Annotated in this window: 15 protein-coding genes and 2 tRNA genes; 12 read left to right on the top strand and 5 right to left on the bottom strand. The window is 62.0% G+C overall.

The window, feature by feature from the left end; genetic code table 11:
• Positions 1 to 191 precede the first annotated feature (191 nt).
• Together AC3WWH_RS07230 and AC3WWH_RS07225 are read left to right on the top strand one after the other, a co-directional pair.
• The gene (locus tag AC3WWH_RS07230) at positions 192 to 701 is read left to right on the top strand and encodes a peptide deformylase (RefSeq protein ID WP_058320546.1); all 510 of its coding nucleotides are present in this window, start codon (positions 192 to 194) and stop codon (positions 699 to 701) included.
• Between the two features lie 51 nt (positions 702 to 752).
• Positions 753 to 1,022, top strand: coding sequence for a hypothetical protein (locus AC3WWH_RS07225; protein WP_057255602.1), 270 nt, complete (start codon positions 753 to 755; stop codon positions 1,020 to 1,022).
• A gap of 85 nt (positions 1,023 to 1,107) precedes the next feature.
• Here AC3WWH_RS07225 and acmB read toward each other — a convergent pair whose 3' ends face one another.
• The 3 genes from acmB to AC3WWH_RS07210 form a co-directional block, all read right to left on the bottom strand.
• The gene (gene acmB / locus AC3WWH_RS07220) at positions 1,108 to 2,292 is read right to left on the bottom strand and encodes a methyl acetate hydrolase AcmB (protein WP_058320545.1); all 1,185 of its coding nucleotides are present in this window, start codon (positions 2,290 to 2,292) and stop codon (positions 1,108 to 1,110) included.
• A gap of 324 nt (positions 2,293 to 2,616) precedes the next feature.
• A tRNA-Leu gene (locus AC3WWH_RS07215) sits at positions 2,617 to 2,701 on the bottom strand.
• Between the two features lie 387 nt (positions 2,702 to 3,088).
• Positions 3,089 to 3,173 (bottom strand) — tRNA-Leu (locus AC3WWH_RS07210).
• Positions 3,174 to 3,366: 193 nt separating this feature from the next.
• Between AC3WWH_RS07210 and lipB the strand changes: the two genes are divergently transcribed.
• Complete coding sequence (gene lipB / locus AC3WWH_RS07205; protein WP_057255599.1) at positions 3,367 to 4,086, top strand: lipoyl(octanoyl) transferase LipB; 720 nt, start codon at positions 3,367 to 3,369, stop codon at positions 4,084 to 4,086.
• 6 nt (positions 4,087 to 4,092) lie between these two features.
• Here the strand turns inward: lipB and AC3WWH_RS07200 are convergent, their stop codons facing one another.
• A complete protein-coding gene (locus tag AC3WWH_RS07200; protein ID WP_245296192.1) occupies positions 4,093 to 5,031 on the bottom strand; it encodes a DMT family transporter in 939 nt (312 codons plus the stop codon).
• Between the two features lie 245 nt (positions 5,032 to 5,276).
• Between AC3WWH_RS07200 and AC3WWH_RS07195 the strand changes: the two genes are divergently transcribed.
• From AC3WWH_RS07195 to AC3WWH_RS07155, 9 genes are all read left to right on the top strand, one after another.
• A complete protein-coding gene (locus tag AC3WWH_RS07195; RefSeq protein ID WP_057255598.1) occupies positions 5,277 to 5,675 on the top strand; it encodes a helix-turn-helix domain-containing protein in 399 nt (132 codons plus the stop codon).
• Between the two features lie 69 nt (positions 5,676 to 5,744).
• Positions 5,745 to 6,872, top strand: coding sequence for an S-(hydroxymethyl)glutathione dehydrogenase/class III alcohol dehydrogenase (locus AC3WWH_RS07190; RefSeq protein WP_441600916.1), 1,128 nt, complete (start codon positions 5,745 to 5,747; stop codon positions 6,870 to 6,872).
• A 198-nt stretch (positions 6,873 to 7,070) separates the two neighbouring features.
• The gene (locus tag AC3WWH_RS07185; RefSeq protein WP_058324761.1) at positions 7,071 to 7,511 is read left to right on the top strand and encodes a YaiI/YqxD family protein; all 441 of its coding nucleotides are present in this window, start codon (positions 7,071 to 7,073) and stop codon (positions 7,509 to 7,511) included.
• A 43-nt stretch (positions 7,512 to 7,554) separates the two neighbouring features.
• Positions 7,555 to 8,208: a DUF1345 domain-containing protein gene (locus tag AC3WWH_RS07180; protein WP_058324762.1), complete on the top strand. Its 654-nt coding sequence runs from the start codon at positions 7,555 to 7,557 to the stop codon at positions 8,206 to 8,208.
• A 24-nt stretch (positions 8,209 to 8,232) separates the two neighbouring features.
• Positions 8,233 to 9,066: an S-formylglutathione hydrolase gene (fghA, locus tag AC3WWH_RS07175; protein ID WP_057255594.1), complete on the top strand. Its 834-nt coding sequence runs from the start codon at positions 8,233 to 8,235 to the stop codon at positions 9,064 to 9,066.
• Positions 9,067 to 9,090: 24 nt separating this feature from the next.
• A complete protein-coding gene (gene crcB / locus AC3WWH_RS07170) occupies positions 9,091 to 9,468 on the top strand; it encodes a fluoride efflux transporter CrcB (RefSeq protein ID WP_058324763.1) in 378 nt (125 codons plus the stop codon).
• Positions 9,469 to 9,680: 212 nt separating this feature from the next.
• Positions 9,681 to 10,673, top strand: a complete 993-nt coding sequence (locus AC3WWH_RS07165; protein ID WP_057255592.1) for an RluA family pseudouridine synthase — start codon at positions 9,681 to 9,683, stop codon at positions 10,671 to 10,673.
• A complete protein-coding gene (locus AC3WWH_RS07160; RefSeq protein ID WP_110878297.1) occupies positions 10,673 to 11,338 on the top strand; it encodes an HAD-IA family hydrolase in 666 nt (221 codons plus the stop codon). Before AC3WWH_RS07165 ends, AC3WWH_RS07160 begins: the two co-directional genes overlap by 1 nt.
• Positions 11,331 to 12,116, top strand: coding sequence for an ATP12 family chaperone protein (locus tag AC3WWH_RS07155; RefSeq protein ID WP_057255590.1), 786 nt, complete (start codon positions 11,331 to 11,333; stop codon positions 12,114 to 12,116). The genes AC3WWH_RS07160 and AC3WWH_RS07155 overlap by 8 nt, the downstream gene beginning before the upstream one ends.
• Before the next feature lie 146 nt (positions 12,117 to 12,262).
• On the opposite strand, the gene sugE is transcribed toward AC3WWH_RS07155, so the two are convergent.
• Entirely contained in the window at positions 12,263 to 12,577 is a 315-nt protein-coding gene (gene sugE / locus AC3WWH_RS07150; protein ID WP_058324765.1) for a quaternary ammonium compound efflux SMR transporter SugE, read from the bottom strand.
• Between the last annotated feature and the right edge of the window lie 146 nt (positions 12,578 to 12,723).

Below are 12,723 nucleotides of genomic sequence, written 5' to 3'. Positions count from 1 at the left end.
GCAAATACATGAGAAACCGGCTGCATCGCGACAGTGTCGACATCGATCGCGCGATCGGCTAGCACTTCTCTTCGTTCCCTGGAACCGGAATCGATTTCAGAGGACGAAACAGCAGCCCAAGGTTTACGCCGCCTCTTGCGCTCCTCAACGGGACGTACGGCGCCGCAAACGCTGCAGCCGAGGAACATCTGATGGCGATCCGTCCCATTGTCCGTTTTCCCAGTCCCTTGCTGAGCCAGAAGGCGGACACCGTTACCCGCTTTGATGCGGCGCTCGAGGCCCTTGCGGACGACCTTCTGGACACGATGCGAGCGGCACCGGGTATCGGCATCACCGCTCCGCATGTCGGTGTCCTGCAAAGGGTGACGGTGATCGAGCTCGACCGGGAGAGCGGCGTCAGGATTTACATCAATCCTGAGATCGTCTGGAACTCCGCCGAAGTCATGAAACATGCGGAAGGCAGTGTTTCGATGCCTGGGGTCTCGGAAGACATCGAGCGACCGCAAACCGTGCGCGTTCGCTATCAAAGCCTTTCAGGCGAAAAGGTCGAAGAGGAAGCCGAAGGGCTGATGGCCATTTGCCTGCAACATGAGATCGACCAGCTCGACGGTATTTTCTGGACCCAACGCCTCTCGCGCCTGAAACGCGATCGGGCGATCAAGAAATTCGAAAAGCTGACAAGGGAACAGACGCGCGTCTAGGACTTCCCGCGGACAGCATCCAATGACTCCCAGTTCACCAAGGATCGAACAATGAAGCCAACATATCTTGCAGTCATCGGCCTCCTGGCCCTCGCCGGTTGCAACAGTGCCCAGCAGAGTCTTGAGCCCCTGCCAGAGAGCCTGACCTACGGCGAAAACGCCAGCAAAAGAAAGACGCAGGCCGCTCCCGGCACGATGGTTCAGCACCGTTTCATGTATGAAGGACAGATGGTCTACGAAACCTATGAGGTTCAGCCCGATCACAGCTTCAAGCTTATCCGCCGCCGCATGGACCAGAGCGGACCGCAAGGCAACAGCTGACGACGTGGACGCAGGGCGGGGCAAGCGCGCGGCGCGCGGTGCAAGCGACCCAGGCTTGGCGTGTGCAATCAAATGTTTCGGCCGACTACCTTGGAAAGGCGGAGTAGACCGCCGTTTCGAAGTCAAGGTAGCCCCCGATCGAGGCCGGGTCGACGAAGGGCAATATCTGCGTCGCCCAGAGGCCGCCGAGACCATTTTGGCGGTCTATCCAGTAATAGAGGTTTGCAAGCCCAGCCCAGGCCAGCGCGCCGGCCGGTCGGCCTGTCGGCGCGGCTTCATCATTGATCATGAAGCTAAGCCCCCAGGATTTCGGCATTCCGGGGAAAAATTCGACGTCGTGCGAAAGGCTCGGTATCACCCCGGGAAGCTTTTTGATCTTCTTTTCTCCGAGGCCATTCTTTTCCGCCATTTCGACGGTTTCGGGTTTCAGCACGCGGCCGCCGGGTGCCACCCCGTCGTTGAGCCACATGCGAATAAATTTTGAGTAATCGGTAGCTGTCGAGTAGAGGCCATGCCCACCCATTTGGACCTCGGGTTCCTGGGGGAACCGGAAATCGGGCACCGGCTGCAATCGCCCTGCATCGTCCCGCTGATGCAGCGTGACCACGCGTGAGGCCATCGCTGGGGTCAATGCAAAACCGGTATCGTCCATGCCGAGCGGCTGAAGGATTCGCTCGGTCATCACCTCGCCCAATCGCTTACCGGCTATGCCCTCCACCACCTGTCCGGCCCAGTCCAGGTTGCTTCCATATTCCCAGTCGTCGCCTGGGTCGAACAGCAATGGGGTGCGGATGGACGCATAGGAGCTCGTGATCACGCTCGGCTGCCCATGCTGCCGGGCCAACCTGGCGTAGGTCTCATTGAAGAAGTCGTATCCAAAGCCAGCCGTATGCAAAAGCAGCATACGCGTCGTGATATCCCGCTTGGGCGGGCGGAGCTTCGGGTTCCCGGAGGGATCAAAGCCATCGATCACCTGCAGCTTGCCGATCTCGGGAGCGTATCGCCTGGCTGGAGCATCGAGATCGAGCCTGCCCTCTTCGACCAGTTGCAGGCAGGCAGTGCCGGTAATCGCTTTCGTCATCGAGAAGAGCCCGAAGACGCTGTCGGCGGTCATGTCCGCATCGCCACCCAATGCTCGCTTTCCGGCTGCACCGGTATAGATATCGCCCCGTCTATCTGTGGCAATCGCGACGACGCCGGGCACGCCATCCGCGGCGCTGACGACGGTATTGAGGATTGCATCGGCAACAGCCCTGAGATCGCCGCCCAAAGGAACCTCCCAAGCAAACAGGCTTCGTCATTGGTGCAGGTCGCCCAGCCACCGCCGCGCCCAGAAAACTGCTCCAGCCCGGCCCTCGTTCTGGAATACCGCGCCAAGGTTAGCACCAAATAACATTCCAAGCCATTTCGCCTGCAACGTGGCGGTGCTCGTTCACTCTTTTTCCGCGGCGGCAAGCGCTATGCACGCCGAAGTGCGGTCGGAAGATGTATTGAGGTTTGCGGGCTTGCAGCTTCGGCCCGAGGCTGAGCCGCGCGGTGGGCTCAAGACCTAAGCGTTGGAGATAAAAACGAAAAAACCGGCCGAAGCCGGTTTTGGTGCGGTCGAGAAGACTCGAACTTCCACGGGTTGCCCCACAGCGACCTCAACGCTGCGCGTCTACCAATTCCGCCACGACCGCATCGTGGTAGATGCCGACCTGCGCCGGCGGGGGTGCATGTAGCAAAAGCCCCCGCAGTGCACAAGAGATGGCTGTGCACAATTCGGGCGATCATGACAGAACTCAGCGGCCCGTCGCATTGCGAGCGAACCGGCCAGGTCGCCTTTCCGCGCATCAAGCGCGCGCACCTTGTCGGCCACCGCGCCGAGACCGATTGTTGGGCGCGGGATCCCGTTCGTCTTCGGCCATTCGCCAGCAAAGAGAGCGCGCTCCTTCCCACCGTGCCAAACGCCTACGCTTGATTGGAAACGTCCAGAAAAGGGATGTGTCAGCGACGCGATTCCGCGCAGCTCGCCGTGTTCGCTAGGCAGGATAAAAACAAAAAACCCGGCCAAAGCCGGGTTTTTTTGGTGCGGTCGAGAAGACTCGAACTTCCACGGGTTGCCCCACAGCGACCTCAACGCTGCGCGTCTACCAATTCCGCCACGACCGCATCGTGGTAGGTGTCGACCTGCGTCGACGGGGCTGCATGTAGCAAAAGCCCCTGGGGGGCACAAGGGGATGACGACAGAAATTTGACGGGAAATGAAACTATTTCAACAGCCCGCTGGGGAAGCGTTGGAAACGCTGGACTCTTGTCACGCGCCATCCCATTTACAAGCTCTGAAAACAGGAATGCAGACCGAATGCAGCGTGAGAATCTGAGCCAGACCATGTTCGCCCCCCCGGAATCACCCCCGGTTCGCTGGCGGATTGCCTCTGATCTGGTGGATTATCCACAGGCAGTCGAACTGATGGAACAGGAAGCTGCCGCGATCGCCGCCGGCACCGCGGACGAACTCGTCTGGCTGGTCGAACATCCGCCGCTATACACAGCCGGTACCAGCGCCGATGTTGCTGATCTGGTGATGCCGGATCGCTTTCCGGTGTTCTCGACGGGTCGCGGCGGTGAATACACCTATCACGGGCCGGGCCAGCGCGTCGTTTACGTTATGCTCGACCTCAAGCGCCGAAAGCAGGACGTGCGCGCCTTCGTCGCTGCGCTGGAAAGCGTCGTGATCTCCACGCTCGATTCGATGAATGTGAGAGGTGAGCGCCGCGAAGATCGGGTCGGCGTCTGGGTTCGCCGCCCGGAAAAGCCCGCCCTGCCCGATGGTTCGGTGGCGGAAGACAAGATTGCCGCGATCGGCATTCGCCTGCGCAAATGGGTAAGCTTCCACGGCTTCGCACTGAACGTCGATCCGGATCTCGACCATTTCGGCGGCATCGTGCCCTGCGGTATTCGCGGCTACGGCGTAACAAGCCTCGTCGACCTCGGCCTGCCGGTGATGATGCCGGATGTCGATATCCGGCTGCGCGAGGCCTTCGAGACGGTGTTCGGCCCGACAAAGACCGACGGCGCCTGAACCCATTCAGCTTGCCGCTCGACGTCCCGCCTGCCGCTCGCGCCAGATAATAAAGAGGCCCGAGCCGACGATGATGGCGATGCCAAGCCATTTGGAGAGCGACGGGAAGTCTCCGAAGATGAGATAGCCGAGCGCCGTCGCCGTGACGATCTCGAAATAGTGGAATGGCGCCAACAAGGAGACAGGTGCCGCCCGGAAGGCTTTGACGACCAGCAGATGGCCGTAACCGGAGAGCGCGCCGAGGATAACCACCAGCGTCCAGCCAAGCGCCGATTTGGGCAAGGACGGCACGAAGTCGGGGCTGCCCATGCCGTTGCCGACCAGGATCACCAGCGCCATCATCAATGTGCCGCCGATGCCAGCGATGGTCTGCATCGTCAGCGGCGAGTCACCCGTACCGACCGCGCGATTGAGAAGCAGATAGCAGGCAAACACGAAGGCGCAGGCCACCGGCAGCAAAGCCGTCACGCCGAAAGCCGCGAAACTCGGCTGGATGACGATCATCGCCCCACCGAAGCCGACGATGATGGCAAGCCAGCGTCGCCAGCCGACTCTTTCCTTCAGGAACACCGCCGAAAGGCAGGTCAGGATGAAGGGCTCGACGAAATAGATGGCAAAGGTATCGGCCAGCGGCATGTACTTCACGGAAATGAAGAAGAACAGGGCCGCGGTCGCCAGCAGCACGCCGCGCAGCAGATTGGCCCAGGGTCGCTTCGGCTTCAGCGCCCGCAGGCCGCCGGCGCCAAGCAGCATCGGCAGCGTCGCCACCAGCTGGAAGAAGAACCGGTAGAAGGTCACCTGGCCGGGCGACATGCCTTCGTAAACAGCCATATACTTCGCGATCACGTCCATGCCGGGCAGGATGACCATCGCAAAGAGCATGATGGCGACACCTTGCATCACGGTATCGGCAGGCTCGGCAGCCGCAGTTCGGGCGTCGGTCATGGGGCAAGCTCCGGTTGGCCGCCGCACATTAGAGCCTAGGCTACGGTTTTCAACGGCCGAGGATACTCCGGAGGCCGAACTATCCGCGCCTTAGCCGCAATTGACGGTGTTTTTGGCGCTTCGGGGTGGTCCCTCGCTGGCCGAATGCCTATAAGCTCAGGACCATCTTCCGCCCCGGAAGTCAAAAGCGGCTTCCTGCCGTCTCTCCGGGACCTTTGAACGTAACCGTGGCAAAGGAGATATCCATGCGCTTGTCCACCGAAACGATGATTGCCCGCCTGCGCGACACCAGCGACGGTGATACGCTGGGAGGACGCATCTGGAGGGCGCGCGACGCCGCCAACATCAGCACCAAGGACCTGGCAGACCAACTCGGAGTCCGCGCTGAAACGGTCGCCGCCTGGGAGCGCGACCGCGCCGAACCCCGGACGAACCGGCTCTTCATGCTTGCCGGCGTGCTGGGCGTTACCCCGGCCTGGCTGATCGCCGGCCTCGGCAAGGCGCCGGATTCGGACGCGGTCGATGACGAGCGCGACGGCCTTCGCGAGCAGCTTGCCCTGGTCAAGAAGCTGCACGAACAGACCGGCAAGGCCATCGCCGCACTTGAGATGGAACTCAATCGCGTTCAACAGAACATTCGTTAGCTTATTGTCGATTCCAACGGGCCGCCGCCCTGGCGGCCCGAAACCATTTTTGTCCAAGGGAGAAAATAGATGGATGTACGCGCCGCCGTTGCCGTTCAGGCCGGCAAGCCGCTCGAGGTCATGACGGTTCAACTCGAAGGCCCAAAGGCCGGCGAAGTGCTGATCGAGGTCAAGGCCACCGGCATCTGCCACACGGACGACTTCACGCTGTCCGGTGCCGATCCGGAAGGCCTGTTCCCGGCGATCCTCGGTCATGAAGGCGCCGGCATCGTCGTCGACGTCGGTCCGGGCGTCACCTCGGTGAAGAAGGGCGATCACGTCATTCCGCTCTACACGCCCGAGTGCCGCTCCTGCCCGTCGTGCCTGTCGCGCAAGACCAACCTGTGCACCGCGATCCGCTCGACCCAGGGCCAGGGCCTGATGCCCGACGGCACCTCGCGCTTCTCGATCGGCAAGGACAAGATCCACCACTACATGGGCTGCTCGACCTTCGCCAACTACACGGTGCTGCCCGAGATCGCGGTTGCCAAGGTCAACCCGGACGCGCCCTTCGACAAGATCTGCTACATCGGCTGCGGCGTCACCACCGGCATCGGTGCGGTCATCAACACAGCCAAGGTGGAGATGGGCGCGACGGCGATCGTCTTCGGTCTCGGCGGCATCGGCCTCAACGTCATCCAGGGCCTGCGTCTCGCCGGTGCCGACATGATCATCGGCGTCGACCTCAACAACGACAAGAAGGCCTGGGGCGAACGCTTCGGCATGACCCACTTCGTCAATCCGAAGGAGGTCGGCGACGACATCGTGCCCTATCTCGTCAACATGACGAAACGTGGTGCCGACCAGATCGGCGGCGCCGATTACACCTTCGACTGCACCGGCAACACCAAGGTGATGCGCCAGGCGCTCGAGGCCTCGCATCGCGGCTGGGGCAAGTCCGTCGTCATCGGCGTCGCCGGCGCCGGCCAGGAGATCTCCACCCGGCCGTTCCAGCTCGTCACCGGCCGCAGCTGGATGGGCACGGCCTTCGGCGGCGCGCGCGGCCGCACCGACGTGCCGAAGATTGTCGACTGGTACATGGAGGGCAAGATCGAGATCGACCCGATGATCACCCACACCATGCCACTTGAAGACATCAACAAGGGCTTCGAGCTGATGCATTCCGGCGAAAGCATCCGTTCGGTCGTTCTTTACTAAGCTAAGCTGGCAATGGCGCAATTCCGGGAAAATCGCTTCGCACTTTTCCTGGAATTGCTTCACAACCTGAACGACGCAATTCCGGACGGAAAACCGCTTCGCACTTTTCCTGGAATTGCTTCACAATCCGATTCAGAACGGCGTCGGAGTCGATTGATTTCCGGCGCCTTTTCAGTCCCGTTGAGAAACTGATTCAAGATGATCTATGTCGATGCCGATGCCTGCCCGGTGAAGGCGGAAATCCTGAAGGTGGCCGAACGCCATAGAATAGAGGTGACTTTCGTCGCCAATTCCGGCCTGCGCCCCTCGCGCGATCCGATGGTGCACAACGTCATCGTCTCGGCGGGTTTCGATGCGGCCGACAACTGGATCGCGGAACGGGCGCAGGAGGGCGATATCGTCGTCACGGCCGATGTACCGCTGGCCGTGCGTTGCGTTGCCGCCGGCGCGTTGGTTACCGGCCCTTCCGGACGCATCTTCGACAAGGGCAATATCGGCATGGCTTCGGCGATGCGCGATCTTGGGCAGCATTTGCGCGAAACCGGCGAAAGCAAGGGCTACAACGCCGCCTTCACGCCGCGCGATCGATCCGCCTTCCTCGAAACGCTTGACCGACTCGCACGGCAGGCGAAAAAGTGATGGTGCGGCAGCCGCTTCCGCTGCAGATCGCAGGGGCATCTGGATGACAGCGACGACGACGACGAAGCTCAGGCACTGGCCCTTCTACACCGCCATTCTATGCGCGCTCGCAAGCGTGCCCGTCCTCTGGTTCGTTGCGCGACGCTTCGCACTTGAAGGCGCTGCGATCACCTTCTTCTGCGTCTATCTCGTCATGTGCTGGCGGCGATTGCGGATGATGACCGGGCGGCACCTGAAGACCCATGCCAGAAACACCGACGAGCCCGAGTTCGTTATCCTCCTCGTGACATTCGGTGCGGCTGCGAGCTCGCTCATCTCGCTGTTCTTTGCGCTCAACGGCGAGAAGGCGGGATCAGCACTGGCTCTCGGCCTCGCCTTTGCCTCGGTCGTGCTCGGCTGGGCGACGATCCATATGATGGCCGCGATGCATTATGCGCACATATACTGGGTGCCTGCCGCGGATGCGCAGACGCCGGAGCCGGCACGCGGCCTCGACTTTCCCGAGACACCCGAGCCCGGCGGTTTTGATTTCCTCTACTTTTCCTTCGTCATCGGCATGACCGCGCAGACCTCGGATGTCGCCATCACCACAACAGCCATGCGGCGCATCAATCTGATGCACGCCATCGTTTCTTTCTTCTTCAACACCGTGCTCGTCGCCGCCGCCGTCAACGCGGCCGTGCAGCTTGCCGGTTGAGCAGCATTATCCAAGGAGCAGTCCATGAAAGTCCTTTCGCAAAACACCGCTTTCGGCGGCATGCAGGGCGTCTTTTCGCACGAGTCCGAGGCTTGCAAGGGCGAGATGACCTTTGCCGTCTTCGTGCCGCCGCAGGCGATCAAGGAACCGAAACCAGTGCTCTGGTACTTGTCCGGCCTCACCTGCACGCACGCGAACGTCATGGAGAAAGGCGAATACCGGCGCATGGCCGCCGAGCTCGGGCTTATCATCGTTTGCCCCGACACGAGCCCGCGCGGCGCCGACGTGCCGGACGAACTGACAAACTGGCAGATGGGCAAAGGCGCGGGTTTCTATGTCGACGCCACCGAGAAGCCCTGGGCCGAGCACTACCAGATGTACAGCTACATCACCGAAGAACTGCCCGCTTTCGTCAGCCAGCACTTCCGCATGGACATGAGCCGCCAGGGCATTTTCGGCCATTCCATGGGCGGCCACGGCGCCATGACCATTGCGCTCAAACACCCGGATCGCTTCAAGAGCTGCTCGGCCTTCGCGCCGATCGTCGAGCCCTCGACCGCCGACTGGTCGGTCGGCGCCTTCGAAAAGTATCTCGGCACAGACCGCGCCGCCTGGCGCCAATATGATGCCTGCGCCCTCGTCAAGGACGGTGCGCGCTTCCCGGAATTTCTGATCGACCAGGGCAAGGCGGACAGCTTTCTCGAAAACGGCCTGCGCCCGTGGCTGTTCGAGGATGCGGTCAAGGGAACCGGCATCGATCTGACGCTGCGGATGCATGAGCGCTACGACCACTCCTACTACTTCATCTCCACCTTCATGGACGATCACCTGAAGTGGCATGCCGAACGGCTGGCCTAGGCCGATTTTGTCCCGGAGCGACTGATGACCCACCTCCTTCTCGTTGGAGCCGGCGGCGCGATCGGCTCGATCTTGCGCTACCTTGTCGGCCTCTGGACCGTCCATCGCCTCGGGGCGGGCTTCCCGTGGGGCACACTCGGCGTCAATATCACCGGCTCGTTCCTGATCGGCGTGCTGGCGGAGGTGATCATGCGCAAGTTCGGCGCCTCGCCGGAAATGCGCGTGTTCCTCATTACCGGGGTTCTCGGCGGCTACACCACCTTTTCCGCCTTTTCGCTGGATGCGATCACGCTCTTCGAGCGTGGTGATGTCATGCTTTCCGTCATCTATGTCGTTGCCAGCGTCGCGCTTTCGCTCCTTGCGGTCTTCAGCGGGCTGGCTCTGATGCGCGCAATAGTCTAAAGGCTGCTTCTACGAGCGCTGCGTAGCCTGAGGGAAACGCGGTGCGTTGCTGCATTGCTCTTCAACCGTCATCGCTTCAGGGGCATTGTCATGCAGCCGTTAAAGGATTGCGGCAGCCCTTGCGCACCTGAAGCGTTTTCTTGCGTCCATCCCAACGTAAGAGCTTCAGATTGACGCGCGACGCTGCAGGAACAGAAAGCAGGTTCGCTCAAATGGCAGGCATAGAACACAGGCAAGTGGACGGTGACGAGGCAGGCATGCGCCTTGACCGCTGGTTCAAGGTGCATTTTCCGGGGCTGGGTTTCGGTCCGCTGCAGAAGCTTTTGCGTTCGGGCCAGATCCGTGTCGACGGCGGCCGCGTCAAGTCCGACACGCGCCTACAGCCGGGCCAGACGGTGCGCATCCCTCCCCTTGGCGTCGATGCGAAGGAGACGAAGACAGGCCCGATCGCCGGCCGCGACCTTCGCCACTCGCCCGACGGAGAATTGCTGTCGCGCATGGTTTTGCATGAGGACGCGAAGGTGATCGTGCTGAACAAGCCGGCCGGGCTTGCCGTGCAGGGTGGTTCCGGCGTCAACCGCCATATCGACAAGATGCTCGAGGCCTGGACCAACCAGCGCGGCGAAAAGCCCCGTCTGGTGCACCGGCTCGACCGTGACACCTCAGGTGTACTGGTCATTGCCCGCACGCGTGGCGCCGCCCAGAAGCTGACGGCCGCCTTCCGAGAGCGCGACACCAAGAAGACCTATTGGGCGCTGGTGAAAGGCGTGCCGCGCAAGCGCGAAGACCGGATCTCGACCTGGCTGGTCAAGGAACAGACGCCGGACGGCGACCGCATGCGCATCGCCAAGCATGGCGAAGACGGCGCTGACCACGCGATTTCCTACTACCGCATTCGTGAGCAAGCGGCACAGAACCTCGCCTGGCTCGAGATGGAGCCCTATACCGGCCGTACCCATCAGTTGCGTGTGCATGCCTTGCATATCGGTCACCCGATCCTCGGCGACCCAAAGTATTTCGACGCCGATATCAACTGGAGCCTGCCCGGCGGCATGCAAAACCGGCTGCATCTGCACGCGCGTCATATCGATATCCCGCATCCGGACGGCGGTCGCCTTCGCGTGACCGCGCCGCTGCCGCCGCACATGGTCCAGAGCTGGAACCTACTGGGCTTTGAAGAGAACGAGCCGGGCGAGGACGACTGATGAAACTGGCGCTTTTCGATTGCGACGGGACGCTGGTCGATAGCGGCGGGCTGATCCATGAGGTGATGGCCCGCACCTTCGAGGCGTTCGATCGCGAGCGCCCGCCGCTTTCAGCGACCAAGGGCATCATCGGCCTGACACTCGACATCGCCATTGCCCGCCTGCTTGGCCGCGAGCACGTCGACGACCTGGCGCTGGGGATGACTGCGCACTACAAGTCGATCTTCGCGGGCGTGCGCAGCGAAGCCGGCTTCCAGGAGCTTTTGTTTCCGGGCATCGCCGACATGATGCAGACGCTCTCGTCGCGGGACGCGCTGCTGATCGGCGCCGTCACCGGCAAGTCTCGGCGCGGCCTCACCCACATCTCCGAAACCCACGGTTTCGACAGGATTTTCTTCGTTTCGCGCACCGCCGACGACTGCCCCTCCAAGCCACACCCGGCAATGGTGACGGAATGCTGCTCGGAAGCCGGCATCGACGCGAAGGATACGGTCGTCATCGGCGACGCGATCTACGACATGCAAATGGCCAAGGCCGCGGGAGCCGCCGCCATCGGCGTTGCCTGGGGCTATGCGTCCGTTCCCGATCTCATCGAGGCGGGTGCGGATTTCGTTGCCCAGACGCCGGCAGACATCATTGAATGGATGGAACACAATCATGCCTGATATTCGCGACGAACTCAGCGGTGCGATGAGCCACGAAGATCCGGTCCGCCGCGCACAAATTCAGATGCTGAAGCCGCTGCCGAAGCGCTTCTACAAGGAGGTCAGCGTCGCTGCGGCGGAAGGCGACACCCACGCCGTGCTGCTCGACGGCCGCACGGTGCGCACACCAGCAAAGCAACCGCTTGCCGTGCCGACGCGCAAGCTTGCCGATATGCTGGCCGCCGAGTGGGAGGCACAGGCCGAGGTCATAGATCCCGCCCGAATGCCGGTCACCCGCATCGTCAACACGGCACTCGATGGTGTTGCGAAAGACCAGCGCTCGGTGTTCGACGACATCCTGCGCTTCGCCGGAACCGACATGATCTGCTATCGCGCCGACAGCCCGGAAGGCTTGGTCGCACGCCAGAACGAGATCTGGAACCCGGTGCTCGATTGGGCGCGGCAAACGCTCGGCGCCCGCTTCATCCTCGCCGAAGGCGTGATCCATCAGGAGCAGCCGGAGGAAGCCCTTTCGGCCTATGCCGAGGGTCTGCGCGCTTTCGCCACTCCGCTCGGGCTCACCTGCGTTCATACGGTGACGAGCCTGACGGGTTCGGCCCTGCTGGCGCTCGCCTTCGCCTCCGGCAGGCTCACGGCCGAAGAGGCCTGGACGGCCGCACATGTCGACGAAGACTGGCAGATCGAGCATTGGGGAACCGACGAGGAAGCCTTCCGCCGCCGTGAAAACCGCTGGCAGGAAATGCTGGCGGCTGCTGCGGTTCTCGACGCCTTGCGGTAATCGGAGACAGCGAAACATCTCTGAATACGATTGCGGGCTGCGCGTCCTTCATAACGCGCAGCCCGCTTCGTTTTTTCGACGGTGGCAGCAGCTTCAAAGCAAGGTCGCTGGTGTGCTTTACGCGACGTCAGCGCTATCACGTGCCGTTAGGCAGCTAACTTCAGCCCGGCGATTCCGCTGACGATCAAGGCGATGCAGCCGAGGCGAACCAAGGTCGCCGGCTCTGCGAACAGGAAGATCCCGAGGATCACCGTGCCAACGGTACCGATGCCCGTCCAGACCGCATAGGCCGTGCCGAGCGGCAGGGTGCGCACGGCAAGGCCGAGCAGCGCGATGCTGAGGATCATCGACCCGACGGTCAGGATCGTCGGCGTAACGCGCGTGAAGCCATCCGTGTATTTGAGACCGATTGCCCAGCCGATTTCGAGGATACCGGCAAGCAGAAGAAGGAACCAGGCCATGTCAAACTCCTAATACTGGAGCGAGGCCGTCCCCGCGGATGTTCGGTTTCGAATTCGCGAACCGTGCAGCCGTCTGCAATGCCGGTTCTATCTCACACTCCGGTTCCGACGGCAAGGCAGCCACGGGCAGATCAGCCTTGCACCGG

Source organism: Ensifer sp. EB106-03-01-XG145 (assembly GCF_058792075.1).
Note: the sequence above shows the minus strand (reverse complement) of the source record. Positions and strands in the feature narration are given on the sequence as shown.